The following is a 23,117-nucleotide window of genomic DNA, read 5'->3' as shown; positions in this document are numbered from 1 at the left end:
GGGTGGACAAAGGGAGGAAGGATCAGGCGATCCGGCAGGCCTCGTCGAACGACAGGCGCGGACTGCGCGGGAAGAAATTGCGGCTGCGATCGCCATGGCCGATGGCGATCAGGAAGTTGGATTTGATCGCGGTACCGGCAAAAAATGCCGCATCCACGCCGGCCTGGTCAAACCCCGACATCGGACCGCAATCCAGGCCCAGCGCCCGCGCCGCCATCAGCAGGTAGGCGCCCTGCAGGCTGCTGTTGCGAAAGGCGGTCGCGTCGATCAGCGGCTGGTTGCCCACGAACCAGCTGCGCGCGTCGGCGTGCGGAAACAGCTGCGGCAGGCGTTCGTAGAATGCGTGGTCGGTGCCGACGATGGCGGTGACCGGCGCCTCCATCGTCTTGGCGCGGTTGCCCTCGGACAGATGCGGCGCCAGTTTCGCCTTGGCCTCGGCCGATTTCACGAACACCACCCGCATCGGCGAGGCGTTGGCGCTGGTGGGGCCGAATTTGGCCAGTTCGTACAATCGATGCAGTTGCTCGTCGCTCACCTCCTGCGGCAGCCACGCGTTGAACGTGCGGGCCTCGCGAAACAATTGATCGAGCGCCAACTCCGAAAGCGAATCACTCATGGGTATCCTCCAGGGCATGCGAACGCCAACCGGCAGCGCGATCGCAAACGACGAGTGTAGTGGTGGTGCGGCGCGATCAGATCACGGCCGAGGGGAACGCACTGTGCATGCCAGCGAAACAATCGCCCGCAAAACGCCGCCATGCTGAGGCGCGACGAGTGCTGGGTGATCACCGACGACGCTGCCGGCAACCAGCGCCAGGCGCTTGCGCTGGCCGAGCACATGCAGCGGCCGGTGCGCCATCTGCGACTGCGGCTGCGCGCGCCGTGGTCGTGGCTGTCGCCGCGCTTCGCCATCGGCGGCACGCTGGCCTTGCCGGTGGCGCAGCGGCGCTTGTTCGCCCCGCCCTGGCCCGAGCTGGCGATCGGCTGCGGCCGTTCCGCCGCGCTGCTCACGCGGATGCTGCGGCCGCTTTCCGGCGGGCGCTGCTACACGGTGCAGATCCTGGACCCGCGCATCGACCCCGGCCATTGGGACGCGGTGATCGCGCCACGGCACGATGGCCTCGACGGCGCCAACGTGCTGCGGCCGCTGGGCTCGCTCAACACGGTGGACGAGCGCTGGCTGGCCGATGGACGCGACGCCTGCCCCTTGCTGGGCGAGCTGCCGCAGCCGCGGGTCGGCGTGTTGCTGGGCGGACCGCGGCGAGGCATCGATCTTCATGACGATTACGCCGATCGGTTGCTGGGCCACCTGTTGGCCCGGCACCGGCGCGAGGGCGGCAGCGTGCTGGTACTGGCCTCGCGGCGCACGCCCGCGACGCTCATCGAGCGCTTTCGCGGCGCACTGCGCGACGTGCCCGGCATTGTCTGGGCCGGCCCCGACGACGGTCGCAACCCCTTCCCCGGCGTGCTGGGTTGGGCCGACCGGCTGGTGGTGACCCCCGATTCGGTGAACATGCTGTCGGAGGCCTGCGCCGTCGGTTGCCCGGTGCACACTTTTACCCTGGCGCCGCTGCCACCCCGGATCGCCCGCTTCCACCAGGCGCTGCGCGAGGCGGGTCTGCTGCACGACATCGACGACACCAGCGCATTGTCGCAACCGCCACTGCGCGAAACGGCGGCACTTGCCCGCGAGTTGCTGGCGCGCATGGCAGCGCGACAGCGCGACTGAACATCAGCGCGCGGCGCCGGCGCCATGGCGAACCGCCACCCCCAACCGGATCGCCGTAACCCCTTCCAGCACGCGCAGCGCGTCGGTCAGCGCGGCCAGTCGGGTGCCGTCCACGCCGCGCTCGAAAATCAGCACGAGCTGGTCGTCGCCATCCCTGCGGCAATTCAGGATCAGCTTGAACAGCGGCAGCCGCTGCGCCGCCACCACGGACTCCACACGGGCTACCGCGCCGTCGCCGGCCAGGCTGAGCAGCACGCGCGGGCGCAGGTTGCTGCGCGTGAACAGGCGCCGCTGCAAGGGCTTGAGCAGCACCAGGATGATCCAGATCAGCGCGGTGGTCATCGCGGCCGCCGCATACAGGCCGGCGCCCGCGGCCAGGCCGATCGACGCCACCGCCCACAGCCCGGCGGCGGTGGTCAGGCCGCGCACCACCTGCTCGCGCTGCATGAACAAGATGGTGCCGGCACCCAGGAAGCCGATGCCGCTGACCACCTGCGCGGCCACGCGCGACGGGTCCAGCACCACGCCCGGGTTTTTCAGCGCCTCGCCGAACCCGTAGGCCGACACGATGATCGCCAGCGCCGCGCCCACGCACACCAGCATGTGCGTGCGCAGGCCGGCGGCCCATTCGCGCCGCTCGCGGTCGGCGCCGATGACGGCACCGAGGACCGCCGCCAGCAGCAGCCGCTGCAGTATTTCCCACGTATCGATCATGCCCGCCTCCGTGATCCGTCGAACCGCACAACCTCGTCCTCGTCGCCCCGCGCAAGGCGGCGGCAAGCCGCACGCGGCCCCGCCACGGCGATCATTCCTCGAAAGTGAAACCCAATGCCGCGGTGACCTCGCGCACGCTGGCGCAAAGCGTCGCCAGCGCCTCGTCGCGCGGCGCGATCCGCGAACGCAGGTCCATCGTGCAGCGCAGTGCGCGATGCAGCAGCTCGGCGTGGGCGGCGCCGAGCACGGCGGCCTGGTTGGCATTCAACAGGCCGGCGTCGTGGCAGGCGCCGATGACCGAGGCGTTGGCGGTGACGTCGAGCAGGCCCGGCAGTTGGGCATGCCCCAGCACCAGCCCCTGCAGCGCGAACTCGATGTCCAACAGGCCGCCATGGCCCTGCTTCAGGTCGAATTGCGCCGCATCGGAGCGGTCGCGCTCGGCGCGCCAGCGCTGGCGCATGCTGCTGACCTCGGCCAGCACGGCGGCCGGATCGCGCGGCACGGCCAGGATTTCGCGGCGGACCTCGGCCAACTGCGCGGTGAGCGCGCGGTCGCCGGCCACCGGCCGGGCGCGCAGCAAGGCCTGATGCTCCCACGTCCAGGCGCGGCCGCGCTGGTAGGCGACAAAGCCGTCCAGGCTGCTGACCAGCAAGCCCTTGGAGCCGTCCGGCCGCAGGCGCGTGTCGACCTCGTACATGCGCCCACCACGGGTCAGCACGGTCAGCCAGTTCATCACCCGCTGGGCCAGCCGCTGGTACCAGCGCGCGCCTTCCAGCGGGCGCGCGCCATCGCTCATCGCCTGCGCACGGCGGCCGTCGTAGACGAAAACCAGGTCCAGGTCGGAGGCGAACCCCAGCTCCTCGCCGCCCAGGCTGCCGTAGCCCAGTACGGCAAAGCCGGAACCCTCGCCCGGCAGCCGGCCGTGCTGCACGGCCAGTTCGCGCTCGGCCAGCGAGGTCACCGTGGCCACCACCGATTCGGCCAGCGCCGCCAGGCGGCGCGCGGTGGCCACCGCGTCGGCGCGACCGTCGTTGAACGCCAGCCCCAGCCGGAACGCGGTGCTGGCCTTGAACTCGGCGATGCGCTCCAGCTCCGCCTCGGCCTCGCGCTCGTCCAGCGTGCCCAGCACGCGGGTGATCTCGGCACTGATGTCGGCGCGTTTCAGCGGCAGCTGGTCGATGCGCGGGTCGAGCACGTCATCCAGCAGCAACGGCTGCGTGATCACCCGCTCGGCCAGGAACGCGCTGTCGCCGAACAGGCGCGCCAGCCGCTTGCGCGCCAGCGGCTGCTCTTCGAGCAAGGCCAGGTAGGCGGAACGACGCGCCACCGCCTGCACCAGCCGGCACAGCCGCAGCATGCAGGCCACCGGCGCCGCGCTCTCGCGCGCCACGCCGAACAGCTGCGGCATCAGCCGGTCCAGCCGTTCGCGCGAGCGCGCCGACATCGCGCGCACCGGCGAGGCCTGGGGAAGCTTCAGCAGCGCGTCGGCCAGCTCGGCGCCGGGCACGAAACCCGAGGCCTCCAGCGTGCCCACCTCCAGCGACTCGTCGCAGGCGTGCTGCCACAGCACGTTGTCAGCCGCGGGCACCTTGGCCGCGCGCCCGCCCTGCGGCATCAGCACGGCGGCAAACTCCTCGCTGACGTGGGCGCGGTGGTGCGCCAGCGTGGCCTCCAGCGTGGCCCAGTCCGGATGACCCAGGCCCAGCGCGATGCGCTCGCGGCTCAGCGCGTCGTCGGGGATGTCGTGGGTCTGCGCGTCGCGCAGCATCTGCACCCGGTTTTCCAGCCGGCGCAGGAACACGTAGGCCTCGCGCAGCATGCGTGCCCGCGCGGCGCCGATATGCCCGCGCGCCTCGCAGGCGGTCAGCGCCGGCAGCAGGCCGCGCACCCGCATCGACGGTTCGCGGCCGCCGCGGATCAGCTGGGTCAGCTGCACGATGAACTCGATCTCGCGGATGCCGCCGGGGCCCAGCTTCAGGTTGTCGGCCAGATCCTTGCGCGCCACCTCGGCGTCGATCAACGCCTTCATCTCGCGCAACCCGGCGAAGGCGGTGTAGTCGAGATACTTGCGATAGATGAATGGCCGCAACAACTCCTGCAGTTGCTTACCGGCCTGGCGGTCGCCGGCCACCGGCCGGGCCTTGATCCAGGCGTAGCGCTCCCAGTCGCGGCCTTCGTTCTGGTAGTACTGCTCCATCGCCGCGAACGACAGCGCCAGGCGCCCCGCGTTGCCGAACGGGCGCAGGCGCAGGTCGACCCTGGCGCAGATGCCATCCATCGTGGGTTCGTGCAGCAGCCGCACCAGTTGGCGGCCCAGCCGCACGAAGTACTCGCTGTTGTCGAGCGTGCGCGCGCCGTCGCTTTCACCGCCGTGCGGGTAGGCCAGCACCAGGTCGATGTCGGACGAGAAATTCAGCTCGCTGCCGCCGAGCTTGCCGAAGCCCACCACCACCAGCCGCTGCACGGCACCGTCAGCATCACGTGCCTGGCCATAGCGGGCCGCCATCCACCGCTCCGACCAGCCCAGCGCGGCGCTCAGCAAAGCCTCGTACAGGGCGCTGGTGGCGGACAGCGTCTCGGGCAGTTCGTCCAGGCCGTTGACGTCACGGAACACCAGCCGCAAGGCCTCGGCGTGACGAAAGCGCCGCAGCGTTTCCATGCAGGCCGCCTCGTCGTCGGGCAGCTTCAGCGCCGCGATGCGCGCGGACGCGTCGCTGCCGGCGCGCAGCCGTTGCAGGCCTGGCGCCAGCAGCTCCGGCTGCCGGCACCACACGTCGAAGGCGAAATCGCTGGCCAGCAAGGTGCAGCGGATGCGCTCGGCCACGCCGGCGTCGTCGTGCAGCGGGATGCCGGCGGCGCGGCAACGGGCCGCTAGGTCGCCATAGCGGTCGTCGATCAGCGCGCGCAGCGCCGGGGAGGCATGGACAGGCATGCCGGCATTGTGCCGCAGTGCGGCGTGCAGCCGACACCGTTGCGGACGAACGTGGCGCACCCATTGAAGCGCGGCCGCGCAGGCCCGAAACTGCGCGATCCGTCCAACGTGCGGTTCATGTTGGCTTGATTACATTCGCTGCCCCGCGATGACAGCAGCAGGACTGCCATGCCGTTGAAACCCACCCGCCCTCCGCGCCGCTGGCGCGCCACGGCCTGGCGCGCAGTGGCGCTGCTGGCCGTGATCCTGGGTTTCGTGCTGCTGACCGGCTGGATCGACGGTGGCGTCGGCGTGGTGCCCCGGCGGATGCTGGACCAGGCGCGCTTTCCGTTCGCCAACGCCCTGCCCGGCCTGCTGCTGGCCGGCGTGCTGCTGGTTATCACCCGCCGGTTGCTGTTGTCGTTCGGCCTGGTGCTGCTGGTCGAAGGCGTGGTCTACGGGGTCAACGCGCTGAAGGTGGCGAACCTGGGCACACCGCTGCTCCCGGCCGATTTCCAGATGGTGGGGCAGTTGCGCAAGGGCGGCATGCATCTGCTGTCCGGCTACCTGCCGCACAGCCCGTGGCCGTACCTGGGCTTGCTGGCGGGGTTGGCGGTAGTCATCGCGATGTGGCGCTACGAACCACCGCTGCTGCCGCGACGCACGGGCGGCAAGCGCCTGCTTGCCGGCAGCGTGCTGGCGGCGGCGCTGCTCAGCCTGCTGCTGGGCGTCACCACTTGGGAGCGCCTCTACAACGGTCGCGTGCTGTGGCTGGAGCCGTGGTCGGCGATGTCCACCGCCAAACACGCCGGCCTGATCAGCGGGCTGATCATGTTCGACCTGCACTACGGCCACGGCCAGAAAAAGCCGAACCTCGCCCTGGCGCGGGAGCTGATCGCCGACTACGACCACCCGCTGCGCCAACGCCTGCAGCAACCCTCGGCCGGCCCCGGCGACCTGCCCGACATCGTGGTGGTGCAGAGCGAATCGTTCTTCGACCCCACCATCATGAAGGGTTACGAGAACAGCGACTTCACGCCCAACCTGCGCCGGCTGGCGCAACACGGCACCAGTGGCGAGCTGCACGTGCCCACCTTCGGTGGCGGCACCATCCGCACCGAGTTCGAGATGCTGACCGGCTTGTCGCTGCGCTATTTCGACAACCTGCAGTTTCCCTACCTGCAGCTGAGCCACGCCACCGTGCCCAGCCTGGTGCGCGCGCTCAACCGGCACGGCTACGACACGGTGGCGCTGCACGGCAACGACCCCGCGTTCTGGAACCGCACGGCGGCGTTCAAGGCGCTGGGTTTCGATCGTTTCGTGTCGCAGGCGTCGTTCCCCGCCGATGCGCCGCTGGATGGCAAGTACATGGCCGACAGCGCCATGACCGACGAGATCCTGCGCCAGCTCAAAGACAGCGGCCCGCCGCAGTTCATCTTCGCCATCAGCATCGAGGCGCACGGGCCCTACGACATCGAGCCCACCCACACCGCCGAACGCGACGCCATCGCCGTGCCCGCCGGCATCGAGGGCCGCGACAAGCTGGAGCTGCAGACCTACCTCTATCACATCGGCCACGCCGACGCCGAACTGGGCCGGCTGGTGAAACAGCTGGCCGCGCGCCGCCGGCCGAGCCTGCTGCTGTTCTATGGCGACCACCTGCCGGCGCTCAGCAACAGCTACCAGATCACCGGCTTCGTCGACGGCCGAAACATGCTGAGCCAGGCCGGCACCTGGCTGCTGATCGAGCCGCAGCGCCCGATCAAGCCGGTGCGGCTGGACACCGCCTCGTGGCTGCTGCCGGGCATACTGCTGGAGCAGGTGGGTATCCACGACGACGCCTATTTCGCGCTGACCCAGCTGGTGGGCCCGCAGCTGGCGACGCTCACCGAGGCGCCCGGCGCCCCGCCGCCGACGGAAGGCGAGGAGCAGCGCAAGCTCGACCAGGCCATGTCCAGCATCGACCAGTTGCGCATGAGCGGAAAGCTCGATGCCCTGCTGCCGAACGTGCTGCCCCCCATCGGCGGCGTCGCCCGCGAGGCGGCACCGGCGCAACCGCAGGCCGCCGCGCTCGGGCTGTGAACGACGACGCAGGCGACGCGCTGAACAAGGCGGGCATTGCCGCGGCGGGGCGTGGGCGCCGGGCTGCAAAAGCCGGGACGGCGTTGTATCATGCCGGCCTTTCTTTATCTTTCTATCCGTACAAAGGGATATAGACCGCGATGTCCAACTACCTGTTCACCTCCGAATCGGTCTCCGAAGGCCATCCGGACAAGGTCGCCGACCAGATCTCCGATGCGGTGCTCGACGCCATCATCGCGCAGGACCCGCGCGCCCGCGTGGCTTGCGAAACCATGGTCAAGACCGGCGTGGCGATTGTCGCCGGCGAAGTCACCACCAACGCCTGGATCGACCTGGAGGCGCTGACCCGCAAGGTGATCCTGGACATCGGCTACAACTCCTCCGACGTCGGTTTCGACGGCGCTACCTGCGGCGTGCTGAACCTGATCGGCAAGCAGTCGCCGGACATCAACCAGGGCGTGGACCGCAAGAACCCGGAAGACCAGGGCGCCGGCGACCAGGGCCTGATGTTCGGCTACGCCACCAACGAAACCAAGACCTTCATGCCGGCGGCGATCCACTTCTCGCACCGCCTGGTCGAGCAGCAGGCCAAGGTGCGCAAGAAGAAGAACTCGCCGCTGCCGTGGCTGCGCCCGGACGCCAAGAGCCAGGTCACGCTGCGCTACGAGAACGGCGTGGCGGTAGCCATCGACGCGGTGGTGCTGTCCACCCAGCACGATCCGGGCGTCAAGCAGAAAGACCTGATCGAGGGCGTGCGCGAGCTGATCCTGAAGCCCGTGCTGCCGGAGAAGTGGCTGCACAAGGGCACCAAGTTCCACATCAACCCGACCGGCAAGTTCGTCATCGGCGGGCCGGTGGGCGACTGTGGCCTCACCGGCCGCAAGATCATCGTGGACACCTACGGCGGCTGGGCCCGTCACGGTGGCGGCGCTTTCTCGGGCAAGGACCCGTCCAAGGTGGATCGTTCCGCCGCCTACGCCGCGCGCTACGTGGCCAAGAACATCGTGGCCGCCGGCATCGCCGACCGCTGCGAAGTGCAGGTGAGCTACGCCATCGGCGTGGCGCATCCCACCTCGATCTCGGTCACCACCTTCGGCACCGGCAAGATCAGCGACGACAAGATCGAGAAGCTGATCCGCAAGCACTTCGACCTGCGCCCGTTCGGCATCCTGCAGATGCTCGACCTGATCCACCCGATGTACCAGCAGACCGCCAGTTACGGCCACTTCGGCCGCACGCCGCAGGAGCTGACCGACGCGAACGGCAACAAGTTCACCTCGTTCTCGTGGGAGAAGACCGACCGCGCCGAGGCGCTGCGCGCGGATGCGAAACTGAAGTAAGCACCGTCCGCCATGGGTCGCTCGACGAAAGGCCCCGCCCGCGCGGGGCCTTTCGCGTTTCACGGCAGCCGGACTGCGCTTCTCCCGCGCTGCCCGGGGGGAAGAAGCGCGAAGGGGTCAGGGTGTGAGCATGCGGATGGCCTCGTCGCGCACGCTTCGCATGCTGGCGTTGAGGTTGGCGGGGTTCATCGCGATCACGGGGTCCAGATACTGTTGGCGAACACCCTGGGCGGCACGTTCGGCGCCCAGTTCTGCCAGCGCGTAATGCAGGCGCGAGGCGCTCTCGATCGTATGCGCGTCACGCGGCCCCAGCAGTTTCTCCCTTCCCTCCAACGCCTGCCGGTAGGCGTCGCGGGCGGCCTTCCAGTTGCCGGCATCGCTGTTGATGTCGCCAATCAGGGTCAACGTGCCGAAAATGATGGGATGCTCGTTGCCCAGCACGCGGCGCTGGCCGGCCAGCGTGAGCTCGGCCTCGGCCAATGCCCTCTTGTATTGGCCGGCCGCGTTCATGAGGCTGGCCAGGCTGCCGTGGGCCATCAGCGTGTGCGGGTGATCCGGCCCCAGCATGCGTTCATGCGACGCCAGTATCCGCCGCTCCAGCGCGATGGCTTTTGCGTAAAACCCCTGCGCGGTGGCCGGATCGTCGGCAAAATGCCCCTGCTTGGAGAGCAGCCGCACCATCACCGTGAGCGAAGCCATGGTGTCCGGATGATCCGGCCCCAGCCGCCGCTCGCGCGCCGCCACCACGCGGTCCAGCAGCGCGTGGGCCTGCGCGAACGCGGCCGGGTCCTGCGCCAGGTAGACCTGGTCGGTGGCCACCATGTTCTGCGCGCTCAGCGTTTCGGGATGATCGGCGCCCAGCCTGCGCTCGCGAATGACCGCCACCTCGCGCGCCAGCGCCAGCGATTTCTCGTACTCGTGGCGGTAGTGCAGCAGCTTGGCCAGCACCACCATCGCCTTGAGCGTTTCGGGGTGCTCCGGCCCCAGCTTGCTGCGATCCAGCGCCACCAGCGCTTCGGCCTGCTTGCGCGCCTCGTCACGCATGCCCAGGCCGATCAGCGTGGTCACCAGATCCTGCCGCAGCTCCATCACGCCGGCGTCGGTCGCCGGCAGCAATGGCTCCAATTGCTTGTACAGCTGCTGCTGCAGCGCCAGTGCCTGCTGCAGATGACCTTGCGCGGCCAGCACCCGCGCGCGACCGGCCTCGGCGGCAACGCGCAGCGGCGCGGCCAGCGGCAGCGACGATGCTTCCCCGCTGGACTGTTCGAACAGCTGCGCCGCGGCACCCAGCTCGCCCTTGCGGTACAGCGCCACGGCCAGGTCCACCTGCGCCGAAAGCCGCGCCTGGGCGTCTGCCGGCGTGGCCGTCTCGCGCGCCGCCAACACCTTGCGCAGCTCGGCCACGGCATGCGGGTAGCTGCCGATGTTGATCAACACGCGGGCCAGCGACTGACGCATGTCGGCGGCAAGCTTCGGCGCATCGGCGAACGCCGCGTCCAGGCTGTCCAGTGCATGCGTCACCACGTAGGTATCGAGCACGTTGCGGGCGGTGTCGGTGGCCGAGATGCCCGCAAAGGTGCGCTGCATCTCTTCGACCGCACTCTTGTCGCGCGCGCTTGCGCCCTTGGCGGTCGAGAGCATGGCTGCCAGTTGCCGCTCCTGGTCGCGCTTGATCGCATGCCCCATCGCATCGATGTCCACGCTGTCGAACATCGACTGCTGGAAGTGCACGATGCGCTCCAGTTGCTGTTGCCGGCGTTCGGCCAGCTGCTGTTGGGTGCGCGCCTGGCCAAGCGCGTACAGCGATGAACCCAGCCCGGCGAGTACCGCAATCAACAGCACCGAGGCGGCCGCCAGTGGCCAGCGGTTGCGCTGCACGAAGCGACGCATGCGGTACAGCCGCACGCCGCGCCGCGCATGTACCGGATGACGGGCCAGGAAGCGGCGCAGGTCCGCCACCAGTTCGCCCACGGTCGCGTAGCGCTCGGCCGCATGCCGGCGCAGCGTTTTCAGCACGATCGCATCGATATCGGCCGGTACCGGAAAACCGGGCGCCTTCGCGCTGTCCGGCTCTCTCGTCGCGGTTTTCGCGGCACGGCTGGGCGCCACCACGGCGCCGCCGATGATGGCGTTGGTCAGCAGGTGCGGCGTCACCAGGTGCTGGAACGGCCGCCGCCCGGACACCAGCTGGTACAGCACCACGCCCAGCGAATAGACGTCTGCGGCAGTGGTCAGCGGCTGGCGTTCGATCTGCTCGGGGCTGGCATACGCCAGGGTGAGCACGTGGGCGCCGGTGGCGGTGGCGGCGACGTCGGCCTGCTCGTCGATGATGCGCGCGATGCCGAAATCCAGCAGTTTCGGCTCGCCGTATTCCGTCACCAGGATGTTCGCCGGCTTGATGTCGCGATGGATGATGAGGTTGCGATGCGCGTATTCCACCGCCGCGCACACCTTCAGAAACAGCAGCACGCGTTCGCGCAGGTCGGCCCCGTGGCGTTCGCACCAGGCGTCGATGCGCTCGCCCTCGACGTACTCCATCGCCAGGAACGGCTTGCCGTCGGTCAACACGCCGCCGTCGAGCAGGTGCGCGATGCCCGGGTGCTCCAGCCGTGCCAGCATCTGCCGCTCGCGGGTGAACCGTTCCAGCAGCACCGGCGAGCCCTCCGCCGAGGCCTGCAGCAATTTCAGCGCCACCTGCTGCACGAAATCGCCGTCGGTGCGCTCGGCCAGGTAGACCGTGCCCATGCCGCCCTCGCCCAGCCGGCGCAGCAAGCGGTAATGCCGCGGCGCCGCGGCCTGCGCATCGTGGCCGCTGAGGTCGGCGGTCTGCATCTGGTCGCCGGGCATCGGCGCGGTGTGGCTGCTCTCGATCGCGTCGATCATCCAGCGCACTTCGCGATCGAGATCCTCGTCGTCACCCACCGCCGAGGCGATCATCGCCGCCCGCGCCTCGCCGCTCAGCTCGATCGCGGCCATGGCAATAAGCTTCGCCTCGCGATAGCGATCGGTCAGTTGCCTGGTCATCCCCCACCCCCGTGTTGGTCGGCCAGTATAGACGCCTGGCGCGCCGGTTGCGGCCCCTGCGGGCGCGGCCCGCAAACCGCCGCCGGACGGCTTTCCAAGCCGTAGCCGCTACAATGGGCGGATGTCCCTCATCCAACTGCAACGCGTCGACTTCAGCATCGGCGGCCCGCTCCTGCTCGAACATGTCGACCTGTCGATCGAGGCGAACGAGCGGGTGTGCATCGTCGGCCGCAACGGCGAAGGCAAGTCCACGCTGATGAAGCTGATCGCCGGCGAGCTGCAGGCCGACGACGGCGAGGTGCGCGTGCAGAACGGCGTGGTGATCGCGCGCATGGCGCAGGAGGTGCCGCAGGGCACCGCCGGCAGCGTGTTCGACGTGGTCGCCGAGGGGCTGGGCGACCTGGGCCGGCTGCTGGCGCGCTACCACCACCTGCTCGAGCAGGGCGATTTCGACGCGCTGGGGGACGTGCAGCAGCAGATCGAGGCACGGCATGGCTGGGACCTGGATCGCCGCGTCGGCGACGTGATCACCCAGCTGGAGCTGCCCGGCGAGACCGATTTCGCCGCGCTGTCCGGCGGCATGAAGCGCCGCGTGCTGCTGGCGCAGGCGCTGGTGCGCAAGCCCGACGTGCTGCTGCTGGACGAGCCGACCAACCACCTCGACATCGAGGCGATCGGCTGGCTGGAAGGTTTCCTGAAATCCTTCGCCGGCAGCATCGTCTTCGTCACCCACGATCGCAGCTTCCTGCGCGCGCTGGCCACCCGCATCGTGGAGATCGACCGCGGCCAACTCACCGACTGGCCCGGCGACTACGACAACTACCTGCGCCGGCGCGAGGAGCGCCTGCACGCCGAGGCCCAGGCGAACGCGGCTTTCGACAAGAAGCTGGCGCAGGAGGAAGTGTGGATCCGCCAGGGCATCAAGGCGCGGCGCACCCGCAACGAGGGCCGCGTGCGCGCGCTGAAAGCCCTGCGCGCCGAGCGCGCGCAGCGTCGCGAGCTGGGCGGCAACGTCAGGATGACCGCGGCCAACGCGCAGGCCTCCGGCAAGAAGGTGATCGAGCTCGAGCACGTGCACCAGTCCTACGACGGCCGCGTGCTGATCGACGACCTCAGCACCACGGTGATGCGCGGCGACCGCATCGGCATCATCGGCCCCAACGGCGCCGGCAAGAGCACCCTGCTGAAGATCATGCTGGGCGAGCTCAAGCCGCAACGCGGCAGCGCCGAGCTGGGCACCAACATCGAGATCGCCTACTTCGACCAGCACCGGCTGCAGCTCAACGACCAGCTCAACGCGCTGGACAACGTGGCCGAAGGCCGCGAGTACATCGAGCTCAACGGCCAGCGCAAGCACATCATCGGCTACCTGCAGGATTTCCTGTTCTCGCCCGAGCGCGCCCGCGCGCCGATCACCCGCCTCTCCGGCGGCGAGCGCAACCGCCTGCTGCTGGCCAAGCTGTTCGCGCAGCCGTCGAATCTGCTGGTGATGGACGAACCGACCAACGACCTCGACGTCGAGACACTGGAGCTGCTGGAAGAACTGCTGACCGACTACCAGGGCACCTTGCTGCTGGTCTCGCACGATCGCGCCTTCCTCGACAACGTGGTGTCGAGCACGCTGGTGCTGGAGGGCGAAGGCCGGATCGGCGAATACGTGGGCGGCTACAGCGACTGGCTGCGGCAGCGGCCGGCGCCGCGCAGCACGGCCGCCACCGCCAAGTCGCCTGCCCCGCCCCCCGCCGCGCCGCCGACAGCCAAGCGCAAACGCAGCTTCAAGGAGCAGCACGAGCTGGAGCAGCTGCCCGGCCGCATCGAGCAGCTGGAAAGCGACATCGCCGCGCGCACCGCCGCGATGAACGAACCGGCCTTCTTCCAGCAGGACAGCGCCGCGATCGTCAAGGCGAACGAGGCGCTGGTGGCATTGCAGGCCGAACTCGACGCGGCCTATGCGCGTTGGGCGGAGCTGGATGGCTGATCGGGCGGGGCGGAAAAGCGCCCCCATCCGCCCTTCGGGCACCTTCCCCCGCAAGCGGGGGAAGGAAACTGGTTGTTGCGAGAGGTTCGATCGCTTCCTTCCCCCGTGCAACGGGGGAAGGTGCCCGAAGGGCGGATGGGGGGACGCTTCCGCCGTATCATCTGCTGACCTCATTCGCGGACACGTCCATGTACACGCTCTACTACGCCCCCGGCTCGGCCAACCTGCTGGTGCACCTGGCGCTGCTGGAAATCGGCGCGCCGCACACGCTGAAGCGGGTGGATCTGGACGCTGGCGAGCAGCGCAGTGCGGCGTATCTGGCGATCAATCCGAACGGTGTGGTGCCCACGCTGGTGATCGACGGCGTGCCGCACGGCGAGGCGGCCGCGCTGGCGATGCTGCTGGCCGAGCGTCACCCCGAGGCCGCCCTGGCACCGGCGCCGGCCAGCCCGTTGCGCGCGGACTACCTGCAGTGGATGTTCTATCTGGCCAACTCGCTGCAACCGCTGTTTCGCCAGTGGTTCTATCCCGGCGACCACCTGCCGGAAGGCGCGGACACGATCAGGCTGGCCGCGCGTGCCGGCATCGAGAAGTGCTGGTCGAAGCTCGACAGCCACCTCGCCGCGCACGGCCCTTACCTGCTCGGCGACACGTTTGGCGTGGTCGACCTGTACACGCTGATGCTGATGCGCTGGTCGCGCAACATGCCCAGGCCGGCCACCGAGTGGCCGCAGCTGGCGGCACTGGCCGCGCGCCTGAAGGCGCGACCGTCGTGGAAACGGGTGTGCGATGCCGAAGGACTGGTCGAGTGGGCCTGACCGCATGAGCGAGGCCGCCGCTGCCTGGGCGGTGTACCTGCTGGAATGCGCCGACGGCCGCGTCTACACCGGTATCGCCCGCGACCCCGAACAGCGCTACGCGACTCACCTCGCCGGCAAGGGCGCGCGCTTCACCCGCTCCAACCCGCCGAAGCGCTTGCTGGGCTGGGTCTGGGTCGAAAGCCACGGTGACGCGCTGCGGCTGGAGATCGCCTGGAAGCGGCTGCCACGGGCGCGGCGCATCGCGGCGTTGCGCGAGCGAACGTCACCGTGACATCGCGCGCCCGGCGCCGTGCTAGCATCGTCCAGGAAGGGGAGTAGCTCCCAATCGCTGCCGTCGTCATTACGGGCATCCGCCCCGGCGCAGCGGCAAGCCGCCAGGCGGTTTGCGAGCAAGACCTTCGCCGATCCACGGCGAAGGCGCGTCCATCCGGACCAGCTGGCGGCCGTGGCCCATGAGCCCGCAGGAGCCGCACCGAAAACCCGGACAAGAGCATCGCGGCTGAAGCCGCTCCCACAAGGCTGACCGCACCGCCGCGGGGCGGCCTCAGTCGCGATGCTTTTCACTTCCCCACCCGCCACGCGGCGCATGATCGGCGGCGTTGCCGTCGCTCCCGTCCACCCGAGAGATTCCCATGGAACTACTGGCCAATCCCGAAATCTGGATCGCCCTCGCCACGCTGACCGCACTTGAGCTGGTGCTTGGCATCGATAACATCATTTTCATCTCGATCCTGGCCGGCAAGTTGCCGGTCGAGCAGCGCAACAAGGCGCGCCGCCTGGGCATCATGCTGGCGGCGGTGACGCGGCTGGGACTGCTGCTGACGATCGCCTGGATCGTGGGGCTGACCGCGCCGCTGTTTTCGCTGTTCGGCCACGCCTTTTCGTGGCGCGACCTGATCCTGATTGGCGGCGGCCTGTTCCTGATCGCCAAGGCCACCCACGAAATCCACCAGAAGCTGGAAGGCGCCACCGAGCAGGTGACGGCGGGCACGGCGGCGGCCACGTTCGGCGGGGTGATCGTGCAGATCATGCTGCTGGACGTGGTGTTCTCGCTGGACTCCATCATCACTGCCGTGGGCATGGTCGATCAGCGCTGGGTGATGGTCACCGCCATCCTGGCCTCGATCGGTTTCATGCTGGCGTTCGCGCGGCCGCTGGGCGAGTTCGTGGAGCGCCACCCCACCGTCAAGGTGCTGGCGCTGAGCTTCCTGATCATGATCGGCCTGGTGCTGATGGCGGACGGTTTCGGCCAGCACATCCCCAAGGGCTACGTCTATACCGCGATGGCCTTCTCGGTGTTCGTGGAGCTGATCAACCTGTGGATGCGTCGCCGCGCCGCCAGCCAGGTCGCGCCGGTGGCGCTGCACGAGAAATACCGCGGCGAGCCGGGCTGACCCGGCGCGGCGGCGGCGCGCAGTACATGCGCGCCGCCGTCCCGGCAATCAGCCTGTGTTCTGCAGACCCTGCGACACACCGTTGACGCAGGCGACCAGCGCCTGCAGCAAGGCATCGTCGGTGCCGTTGCCGGCACGCCAGCGGCGCAGCAGGTCGACCTGCAGCAGGCTCATCGGATCGATGTACGGGTTGCGCAGGCGGATCGAGACGGCCAGCCGCGGCGAGTCGTGCAGCAGCGTGCCGGTGCTCTTCAGCCGCAGCAGCCAGCGCTGGGTGCGCTCGAACTCGTCGCGGATCAGGCTGAAGAACTCCTCGTGCAGCGGGCCGGACAAGGCGGAGAAGGCCTCGGCGATGTCCAGGTCGCACTTGGCCAGCACCATTTCCACGTCGTCCAGCATGTTGCTGAAGAACGGCCAGTGCCGCGCCATCTCGGCCAGGGTGTCCTCGCCGAACTGCGCCACGCCCTGCTCCAGCGCGCTGCCCAGGCCATACCAGCCGGGCAGGATCGAGCGGCACTGGGTCCAGGCGAATACCCACGGGATGGCGCGCAGGTCCTGCACGCCGCGCATGCTGCGGCGGCTGGCCGGACGCGAGCCCAGTGTCATCTTCTCGATCACGTCCACCGGCGTGGCGGTGCGGAAGTACTCCACGAAGTGCTCGCGGTCCACGAAGGCGCGATAGGTCTTGCGGCTCGCGGCCGAGAGCGCAGTCATCACCTCCGACCAGCGCACCTCGCGCGGGTCGGCCTGGCGCGGCCGCAGCGAGGCGCGCAACACCGCGCCCACGGTCTGCTCCAGCCCGCGCAGGGCCAGCGCGCGGATGCCGTACTTGCGATGGATCACCTCGCCCTGCTCGGTCACGCGCAGCACGCCGGCCACCGCGCCGCGCGGCGAGGACATCAACGCCGGGGTGATGCGGGCGCCGCCGCGGCTGGCCGAGCCGCCGCGGCCATGGAAGAACGCCAGCTGGATGCTGGCCTTGCGCGCCACCTCCAGCAACTCGCCCTGGGCCCGCTGCAGGGCCCACTTCGAGGCCAGCGTGCCGGCGTCCTTGCCGCTGTCGGAATAGCCCAGCATCACCCACTGCTGATCGCCGCGCGCCGCCAGGTGGCGGCGATAAACCGGGTCGTCCAGCAATGCCTGCAGCGAGGCCGGCGCGTTCTGCAGGTCGTCCACCGTCTCGAACAGCGGCGCGATGTCCAACGGCACGTCGTGCGGCGGCTCCGGCGACACCAGCCCGCCGCGCCGCGCCAGCGCCAGCACGGCCAGCACGTCGGCGGCCGAGCGCGCCATGCTGATGATGTACAGCCCGGTGGCGTCGATGCCGTAACGCTGGCGGCTCTCGCGCAAGGTGATGAACACCGACTGCAGGTTCTTCGCCGCCTCGTCGTCGCAGTCGCCGAACGCCTGTTCGCCGCTGGCGTAGGGACGCAGGCGGTCGGCGCGCTCCGCCTTGGGCCGGCTGGCCCAGTCGGCATCGTTCAGCAGGGCGGCGAGCGCGTCGTCGTGCACGCGCGAATCCTGGCGCAGGTCCAGCCGCGCCAGGTGGAAGCCGAAGCTGCGCACGCGGCAGATCAACCGCTCCACCGCATACGCGCCAGCGTGCAGGCCGAGGTTGTCGAACAGGCTGTCGGCGATCAGCTGCAGGTCGGCGGTCAATTCGGCGGCGGACGTATAGCCGTCCTTTTGATCGTCGCGCGTGGCTTGCAGCCGCGCGGCGATCAGCACCAGGAAGCAGCGATACGGCATGTCCAGGTGGCGTGGCCGGATCTTTGCCGCGGCCGCCGGAAAGCGTTCGCGGTATTCCGCCAGCCGCGCGCGCAGGCTGCGCGCCACGCCCACCCGCCCTTCGGTCTGGCTGAGGTGATGGGCCAGCGCGTCGACGTCCTCGAGGTAGCGCTCCAGCACCTGGGCGCGCTGCGACGCCAGGCTGGAGGCGATGGTGTCGGAGCCCACGTTGGGGTTGCCGTCCATGTCGCCACCCACCCAGCTGGCGAAACTCAGCAGCCGTGGCAGCTTGACCGCGACGCCGTAGACCTCCTGCAGCGAGCGGGCCAGCGATTCGTACAGCGCCGGCACGATGCGGTAGACCGGATTGGCCAGGTAATAGCCCACGTGCTCGTATTCGTCCTGCACGCTGGGCCGCACCGGCGAGGCCTCGGCGGTCTGCCAGCCGGCGGACAACGCCATGTAGATGCGGTCGTCGTCCTCGATGCGCTCCTGCGGCGTGCGGTTGTGGTTGAAGTTGTCCACCAGCGACTTCACGATCGCCTGCTCTTTCTCCAGCAGCGAACGGCGTACCGCCTCGGTGGGATGGGCGGTGAACACCGGCTCGATCCACAATTGCTCAAGCCAGCCCAGCAGCTCGTCGGCCTGCACGCCCTCGGCCTTCAACCGGCCCAGCACGTCGAGCAGGGATTCGGGCTGCGGCGTGCCGCCCTCGCGCTGATAATCGCGGCGGCGGCGGATGCGGTGCACGCGCTCGGCCGTGTTGACCGCCTGGAAATAGGTCGCGAACGCGCGCGCCAGCGTTTCGGCATCCGCGGCGTCCAGCCCCGCCAGCGAATGACCCAGTTCATCGACCGAGGCACCCTCGCGCCGGCGCCGGATCGCCGCCGTGCGCACCTGCTCCACGCGCTCGAAAAAGGTCGGGCCTTCCTGCTCGGCCAGCATCAACCCCACCATCGCGCCCAGGCGGCTGACGTCCTCGCGCAGGGGACCGTCATGCGGCAGAAACTCGAGTTCGCGATTGTCTTGCATGGGTGCGCTCCAACCTGGTCAGCGTGCCAGTTTAGCGAATTGTGCAGCGCAGCGGAAAATTTTTGCTTTGGACGTCTTTACTGCCCTTTCGCCATGGCCGCCCACTTGCATCCGTGGCGGAACGCGACACATGATGTTCGCGCACGGCGCGTTATCTGCTGCAGCGGGACCGAACCATGCATCGCGACGCGGCGCCTGCCGCCGCATGAGCCGTCCGTTCGCCCACTCGCCGTGCCTGTCTTCCACAGCCGCCAGGGGATTGATCATGACTACGCCGGTCGACGCTCATACCGTTTCCGAACCGTTGCTGGGCGATGACGGCCCGGTGTCGCCATGGTGGGTGCGCACCCTGGTGATGGTGATGGTGGGCGGCTTCGCCCTGCTGGTGATGATCACCACGCTGGCCTACCGGCATGCGCCGCCGATCCCCGGCAAGGTGGTCGATGCGCAAAACACCACGCTGTTCACCGGCGCGGACATCCGCGACGGCCAGGCAGTGATGTTGCGCTACGGCTTGATGGACAACGGCAGCATCTGGGGCCATGGCGCCTACCTGGGCCCGGACTACTCGGCGCTGGCGTTGCACATGATCGGCATGGACGTCTCCGAGGCGCTGGCGCTGCAACGCTTCGGCAATCCATCCGATCAGCTGGATGAGGGTTCGCGGGCCGCGCTGCGCGCCGAGACGGCGGTGGTCCTGAAAACCAACCGCTACGATGCCGACAGCGACACCTTGCGGCTGACCGCGGCCGAAGCGGACGCGTACCGCAAGCAGATTCCGCACTGGGCCGGCTATTTCAAGCGCTCCGCCGAGAATGGCGGACTGAAGCCCAACCTGATCACCGACCCCACCGAGATCCGCCAGTTCAGCGCGTTCGTGACCTGGGCGGCGTGGGCGTCGGTGGCCAATCGTCCGGGCAAGAACTTTTCCTACACCAACAATTTTCCGTACGACCCCAGCGTGGGCAACGTGCCCACCGGTGGCGCCGTGCTGTGGAGCGCGCTCAGCCTGGTGGTCCTGCTGGCGGGCATCGCCACGGTGCTGCTGATTTTCGGGCGCTTCGAGAACCTGGGCTGGATCAGCCACGGCCACCACGTGCACCCGCAGGTGCTGCCGGGCGCGGCCAGCCCCGGCCAGCGTGCGCTGGTGAAGTTCTACGTGGTGGTGACGGCGCTGTTCCTGATGCAGACGCTGGTGGGCGGCGCCATCGCCCACTCGCGGGCGGAGCCGGGCGATTTCTACGGGTTCCCGCTGGACAACATCCTGCCCAGCAACCTGCTGCGCACCTGGCATCTGCAGACCGCGATCCTGTGGATCGCCACCGCCTACGTGGCGGCCGCGCTGTTCCTTGGACGCACCTTGCGGCGCGATGAGCCGCGCTCGTTCGCGCTGTGGGTGCACCTGCTGTTCGGCGCCTTCGCCGTGGTGATCGTGGGCAGCCTGCTGGGTGAATGGGCCGGCGTATCGCAGCAGCTGGGCCAGTGGTGGTACTGGCTCGGCAACCAGGGCTGGGAATACCTGGAACTGGGACGACTCTGGCAGGTGCTGCTGGTGGTCGGCCTGTTCGCGTGGTTCGCGATGCTGTGGACGCTGGTGCGCCCGCGCGTGGTGACGGCGCAGGCGCGGCCGCTGGCGGTGATGTTCCTGATTGCCGCGCTGGCGGTACCGGTGTTCTACGTGCCGGCGCTGTTCATCGGATCGCACGACAACTTCACCGTGGTCGACACCTGGCGCTTCTGGATCATCCACCTGTGGCTGGAAGGCTTCTTCGAGCTGTTCGCCACCACGGTGGTGGCGCTGACCTTCTACCAGCTGGGCCTGGCCCGCCGGAACACCGCGCTGCGGGTGATCTACCTGGACGCCATCCTGTATTTCCTGGGCGGCCTGGTCGGCACCGGGCACCACTGGTACTTCAGCGGGCAGACGCACATCAACATGGCGCTGGCCGGCCTGTTCTCGGTGCTGGAAGTGGTGCCGCTGACCCTGCTGACGCTCGACGCGTGGGCGTTCGTGCGCACCACGCGCGGCCAGTGCGACGAATGCGGCAAGGCGATCAACATCCCGCACAAGTGGACGTTCTATTTCCTGATGGCGGTGGGTTTCTGGAATTTCGTGGGGGCCGGCGTGTTCGGCTTCCTGATCAACCTGCCGATCGTCAGCTATTACGAAACCGGCACCATCCTCACGCCCAACCATGGCCACGCCGCCCTGATGGGCGTGTTCGGCATGCTGGCGATCGCGCTGATGGTCTTCGTGTTGCGCCAGACCATCGACGACAGGCGCTGGCCGGCGGTGGAGAAGTACATCAAGGTGGCGTTTTTCGGCACCAACGGCGGGCTGGTGCTGATGATGGCGCTGAGCCTGTTCCCCGGCGGCGTCTGGCAGATGTGGGACGTGATCGAGAACGGCTACTGGCACGCCCGCTCGCCGGCGTTCACCGGCGACACGGTGGCCAAGACGCTGGAATGGATGCGCATGCCGGGCGACATGGTGTTCATCGTGTTCGGCTCGGTGCCGCTGTTCATCGCCGCGGTCAAGGGCTGGCGGCTGATGCGCGCCGATGGCAGCGTGGCCGCCGATCGCGCGCCGTAGCGAGGGTGCCCCGGCGGATTCATGCCGCCGGGGCTTCCGGTTACAATGGCCGCTTCGCTTGCCCGCCGAGGGGCGCTGCGACCGTTCGTGAACGCTAAGGCGGATGCCTGCGCGTGTCACGGAAAACGGCCAGGCTCGGCGCGGCACGTTCCACAACGGCGCCCGGTTGCTTTTACGCGAGTCGCTTCGCGAAGCAGGACCGGCCATCCATGGCCGGACGCTTCACAAAAGCTCGCACTAACCGGAGATATCCATGAACGCCGCACTCAAAGAAACCACGCACGACTACAAGATCCGCGACATCTCGCTGGCCGATTTCGGCCGCAAGGAGCTGGACATCGCCGAGCACGAGATGCCGGGCCTGATGTCGATCCGCCGCAAGTACGCGCCCGATGCCCCGCTCAAGGGCGTGCGCGTCACCGGCTCGCTGCACATGACGATCCAGACCGCGGTGCTGATCGAGACGCTGAAGGACATCGGCGCCGACGTACGCTGGGCCTCGTGCAACATCTTCTCGACGCAGGACCACGCCGCCGCCGCCATCGCGAAAACCGGCACGCCGGTATTCGCCTGGAAGGGCGAGACGCTGGAGGAATACTGGGACTGCACGCTGGACGCGCTCTCCTTCCCCGACGGCAAGGGCGGTTTCCTCGGGCCCCAGCTGGTGGTGGACGACGGCGGTGACGTGACGCTCTTGATCCACAAGGGCTACGAGCTGGAGAACGGTTCGAAGTGGGTGGACGAGAAGGCCTCCTCGCACGAGGAGCAGGTGATCAAGAACCTGCTCAAGCGCGTGGCCGTCGAGCGCCCGGGCTACTGGCACACCGTGGTCAAGGACTGGAAGGGCGTCTCCGAGGAGACCACCACCGGCGTGCACCGGCTGTACCAGCTGGCCGAGGCCAAGTCGCTGCTGGTGCCGGCGATCAACGTCAACGACTCGGTGACGAAATCCAAGTTCGACAACCTGTACGGCTGCCGCGAATCGCTGGCCGACGGCCTGAAGCGCGCGATGGACGTGATGCTGGCCGGCAAGGTGGCCGTGGTCTGCGGCTACGGCGACGTCGGCAAGGGCTGCGCGCACTCCCTGCGTGCCTACGGCGCGCGCGTCGTGGTCACCGAGATCGACCCGATCAACGCGCTGCAGGCGGCGATGGAAGGCTTCGAGGTCAACACGGTCGAAAGCACGCTGGGCCGCGGCGACATCTACGTCACCACCACCGGCAACCGCGACGTGCTGACCATCGACCACCTGAAGGCCATGAAGGACCAGGCCATCGTGTGCAACATCGGCCACTTCGACAACGAGATCCAGGTCGATGCGCTCAACGCGCTGGCCGGCGTGGAGAAGATCAACATCAAGCCGCAGGTGGACAAGTACGTGTTCGCCGACGGCCACGCGCTGTTCCTGCTGGCCGAAGGCCGCCTGGTCAATCTCGGCTGCGCCACCGGCCATCCGAGCTTCGTGATGTCCAACTCGTTCTCCAACCAGACCCTGGCCCAGATCGACCTGTGGGCGCACAAGGACAGCTACGAGAACAAGGTCTACATCCTGCCCAAGAAACTGGATGAAGAGGTCGCGCGCCTGCACCTGGAGAAGATCGGCGTGAAGCTGACCACGCTCACCCCCACCCAGGCCGCCTACCTCGGCGTGCCGGTGGAGGGGCCGTACAAGGCGGAGCATTACCGGTACTGAGGAGCCGGGAACGGGGAACGGGGAACGGAAAGCGGGTTCCCCGGAAAACGGGACGCAGCGCTGCGTCCCGTTTTTTGT

The 23,117-nt window shown here is 68.7% G+C and carries 14 protein-coding genes and 1 riboswitch; of the genes, 9 read left to right on the top strand and 5 right to left on the bottom strand.

The window, feature by feature from the left end; genetic code table 11:
- Positions 1 to 22: 22 nt before the first annotated feature.
- Positions 23 to 616 carry a malonic semialdehyde reductase gene (locus ABD017_RS08365; protein WP_343882044.1) on the bottom strand — a complete coding sequence of 198 codons (594 nt, stop codon included), beginning with the start codon at positions 614 to 616 and terminating at the stop codon, positions 23 to 25.
- Positions 617 to 757: 141 nt separating this feature from the next.
- Between ABD017_RS08365 and ABD017_RS08360 the strand changes: the two genes are divergently transcribed.
- A complete protein-coding gene (locus tag ABD017_RS08360; RefSeq protein ID WP_343882042.1) occupies positions 758 to 1,729 on the top strand; it encodes a mitochondrial fission ELM1 family protein in 972 nt (323 codons plus the stop codon).
- 3 nt (positions 1,730 to 1,732) lie between these two features.
- Here the strand turns inward: ABD017_RS08360 and ABD017_RS08355 are convergent, their stop codons facing one another.
- Together ABD017_RS08355 and glnE are read right to left on the bottom strand one after the other, a co-directional pair.
- A complete protein-coding gene (locus ABD017_RS08355; protein ID WP_343882040.1) occupies positions 1,733 to 2,443 on the bottom strand; it encodes an MgtC/SapB family protein in 711 nt (236 codons plus the stop codon).
- 91 nt (positions 2,444 to 2,534) lie between these two features.
- Positions 2,535 to 5,375: a bifunctional [glutamate--ammonia ligase]-adenylyl-L-tyrosine phosphorylase/[glutamate--ammonia-ligase] adenylyltransferase gene (gene glnE / locus ABD017_RS08350; protein WP_343882038.1), complete on the bottom strand. Its 2,841-nt coding sequence runs from the start codon at positions 5,373 to 5,375 to the stop codon at positions 2,535 to 2,537.
- A gap of 168 nt (positions 5,376 to 5,543) precedes the next feature.
- Here glnE and ABD017_RS08345 point away from each other — a divergent pair, with 168 nt between their 5' ends.
- Both ABD017_RS08345 and metK read left to right on the top strand, forming a co-directional pair.
- Positions 5,544 to 7,436 (top strand): LTA synthase family protein, encoded by a 1,893-nt coding sequence (locus tag ABD017_RS08345; protein WP_343882036.1) that lies wholly within the window; start codon positions 5,544 to 5,546, stop codon positions 7,434 to 7,436.
- A 140-nt stretch (positions 7,437 to 7,576) separates the two neighbouring features.
- Positions 7,577 to 8,776 carry a methionine adenosyltransferase gene (metK, locus tag ABD017_RS08340; protein WP_343882034.1) on the top strand — a complete coding sequence of 400 codons (1,200 nt, stop codon included), beginning with the start codon at positions 7,577 to 7,579 and terminating at the stop codon, positions 8,774 to 8,776.
- A gap of 117 nt (positions 8,777 to 8,893) precedes the next feature.
- Here metK and ABD017_RS08335 read toward each other — a convergent pair whose 3' ends face one another.
- The gene (locus ABD017_RS08335; RefSeq protein WP_343882032.1) at positions 8,894 to 11,800 is read right to left on the bottom strand and encodes a serine/threonine-protein kinase; all 2,907 of its coding nucleotides are present in this window, start codon (positions 11,798 to 11,800) and stop codon (positions 8,894 to 8,896) included.
- A 121-nt stretch (positions 11,801 to 11,921) separates the two neighbouring features.
- On the opposite strand from ABD017_RS08335, the gene ABD017_RS08330 reads away from it, so the two are divergent.
- From ABD017_RS08330 to ABD017_RS08315, 4 genes are all read left to right on the top strand, one after another.
- Complete coding sequence (locus tag ABD017_RS08330; RefSeq protein ID WP_343882030.1) at positions 11,922 to 13,778, top strand: ATP-binding cassette domain-containing protein; 1,857 nt, start codon at positions 11,922 to 11,924, stop codon at positions 13,776 to 13,778.
- 188 nt (positions 13,779 to 13,966) lie between these two features.
- Positions 13,967 to 14,596 (top strand): glutathione S-transferase family protein, encoded by a 630-nt coding sequence (locus tag ABD017_RS08325; RefSeq protein WP_343882028.1) that lies wholly within the window; start codon positions 13,967 to 13,969, stop codon positions 14,594 to 14,596.
- Between the two features lie 4 nt (positions 14,597 to 14,600).
- Positions 14,601 to 14,870: a GIY-YIG nuclease family protein gene (locus tag ABD017_RS08320; protein ID WP_343882026.1), complete on the top strand. Its 270-nt coding sequence runs from the start codon at positions 14,601 to 14,603 to the stop codon at positions 14,868 to 14,870.
- Between the two features lie 361 nt (positions 14,871 to 15,231).
- Entirely contained in the window at positions 15,232 to 15,993 is a 762-nt protein-coding gene (locus ABD017_RS08315) for a TerC family protein (protein ID WP_343882024.1), read from the top strand.
- Positions 15,994 to 16,041: 48 nt separating this feature from the next.
- Here ABD017_RS08315 and ppc read toward each other — a convergent pair whose 3' ends face one another.
- Positions 16,042 to 18,753 (bottom strand): phosphoenolpyruvate carboxylase, encoded by a 2,712-nt coding sequence (gene ppc, locus ABD017_RS08310; protein WP_343882022.1) that lies wholly within the window; start codon positions 18,751 to 18,753, stop codon positions 16,042 to 16,044.
- 265 nt (positions 18,754 to 19,018) lie between these two features.
- On the opposite strand from ppc, the gene ABD017_RS08305 reads away from it, so the two are divergent.
- The gene (locus ABD017_RS08305) at positions 19,019 to 21,346 is read left to right on the top strand and encodes a nitric-oxide reductase large subunit (protein WP_343882020.1); all 2,328 of its coding nucleotides are present in this window, start codon (positions 19,019 to 19,021) and stop codon (positions 21,344 to 21,346) included.
- Between the two features lie 61 nt (positions 21,347 to 21,407).
- Positions 21,408 to 21,517, top strand: a riboswitch (S-adenosyl-L-homocysteine riboswitch).
- A gap of 82 nt (positions 21,518 to 21,599) precedes the next feature.
- Positions 21,600 to 23,039 carry an adenosylhomocysteinase gene (gene ahcY, locus ABD017_RS08300; RefSeq protein ID WP_343882018.1) on the top strand — a complete coding sequence of 480 codons (1,440 nt, stop codon included), beginning with the start codon at positions 21,600 to 21,602 and terminating at the stop codon, positions 23,037 to 23,039.
- The last annotated feature ends 78 nt before the right edge of the window (positions 23,040 to 23,117 follow it).

This window comes from Rhodanobacter caeni (genome assembly GCF_039523575.1).
In the GTDB taxonomy this organism is placed as follows: domain Bacteria; phylum Pseudomonadota; class Gammaproteobacteria; order Xanthomonadales; family Rhodanobacteraceae; genus Rhodanobacter; species Rhodanobacter caeni.
The sequence above is the reverse complement of the archived record's forward strand: the minus strand, read 5'-3'. Positions and strand labels throughout refer to the sequence as shown.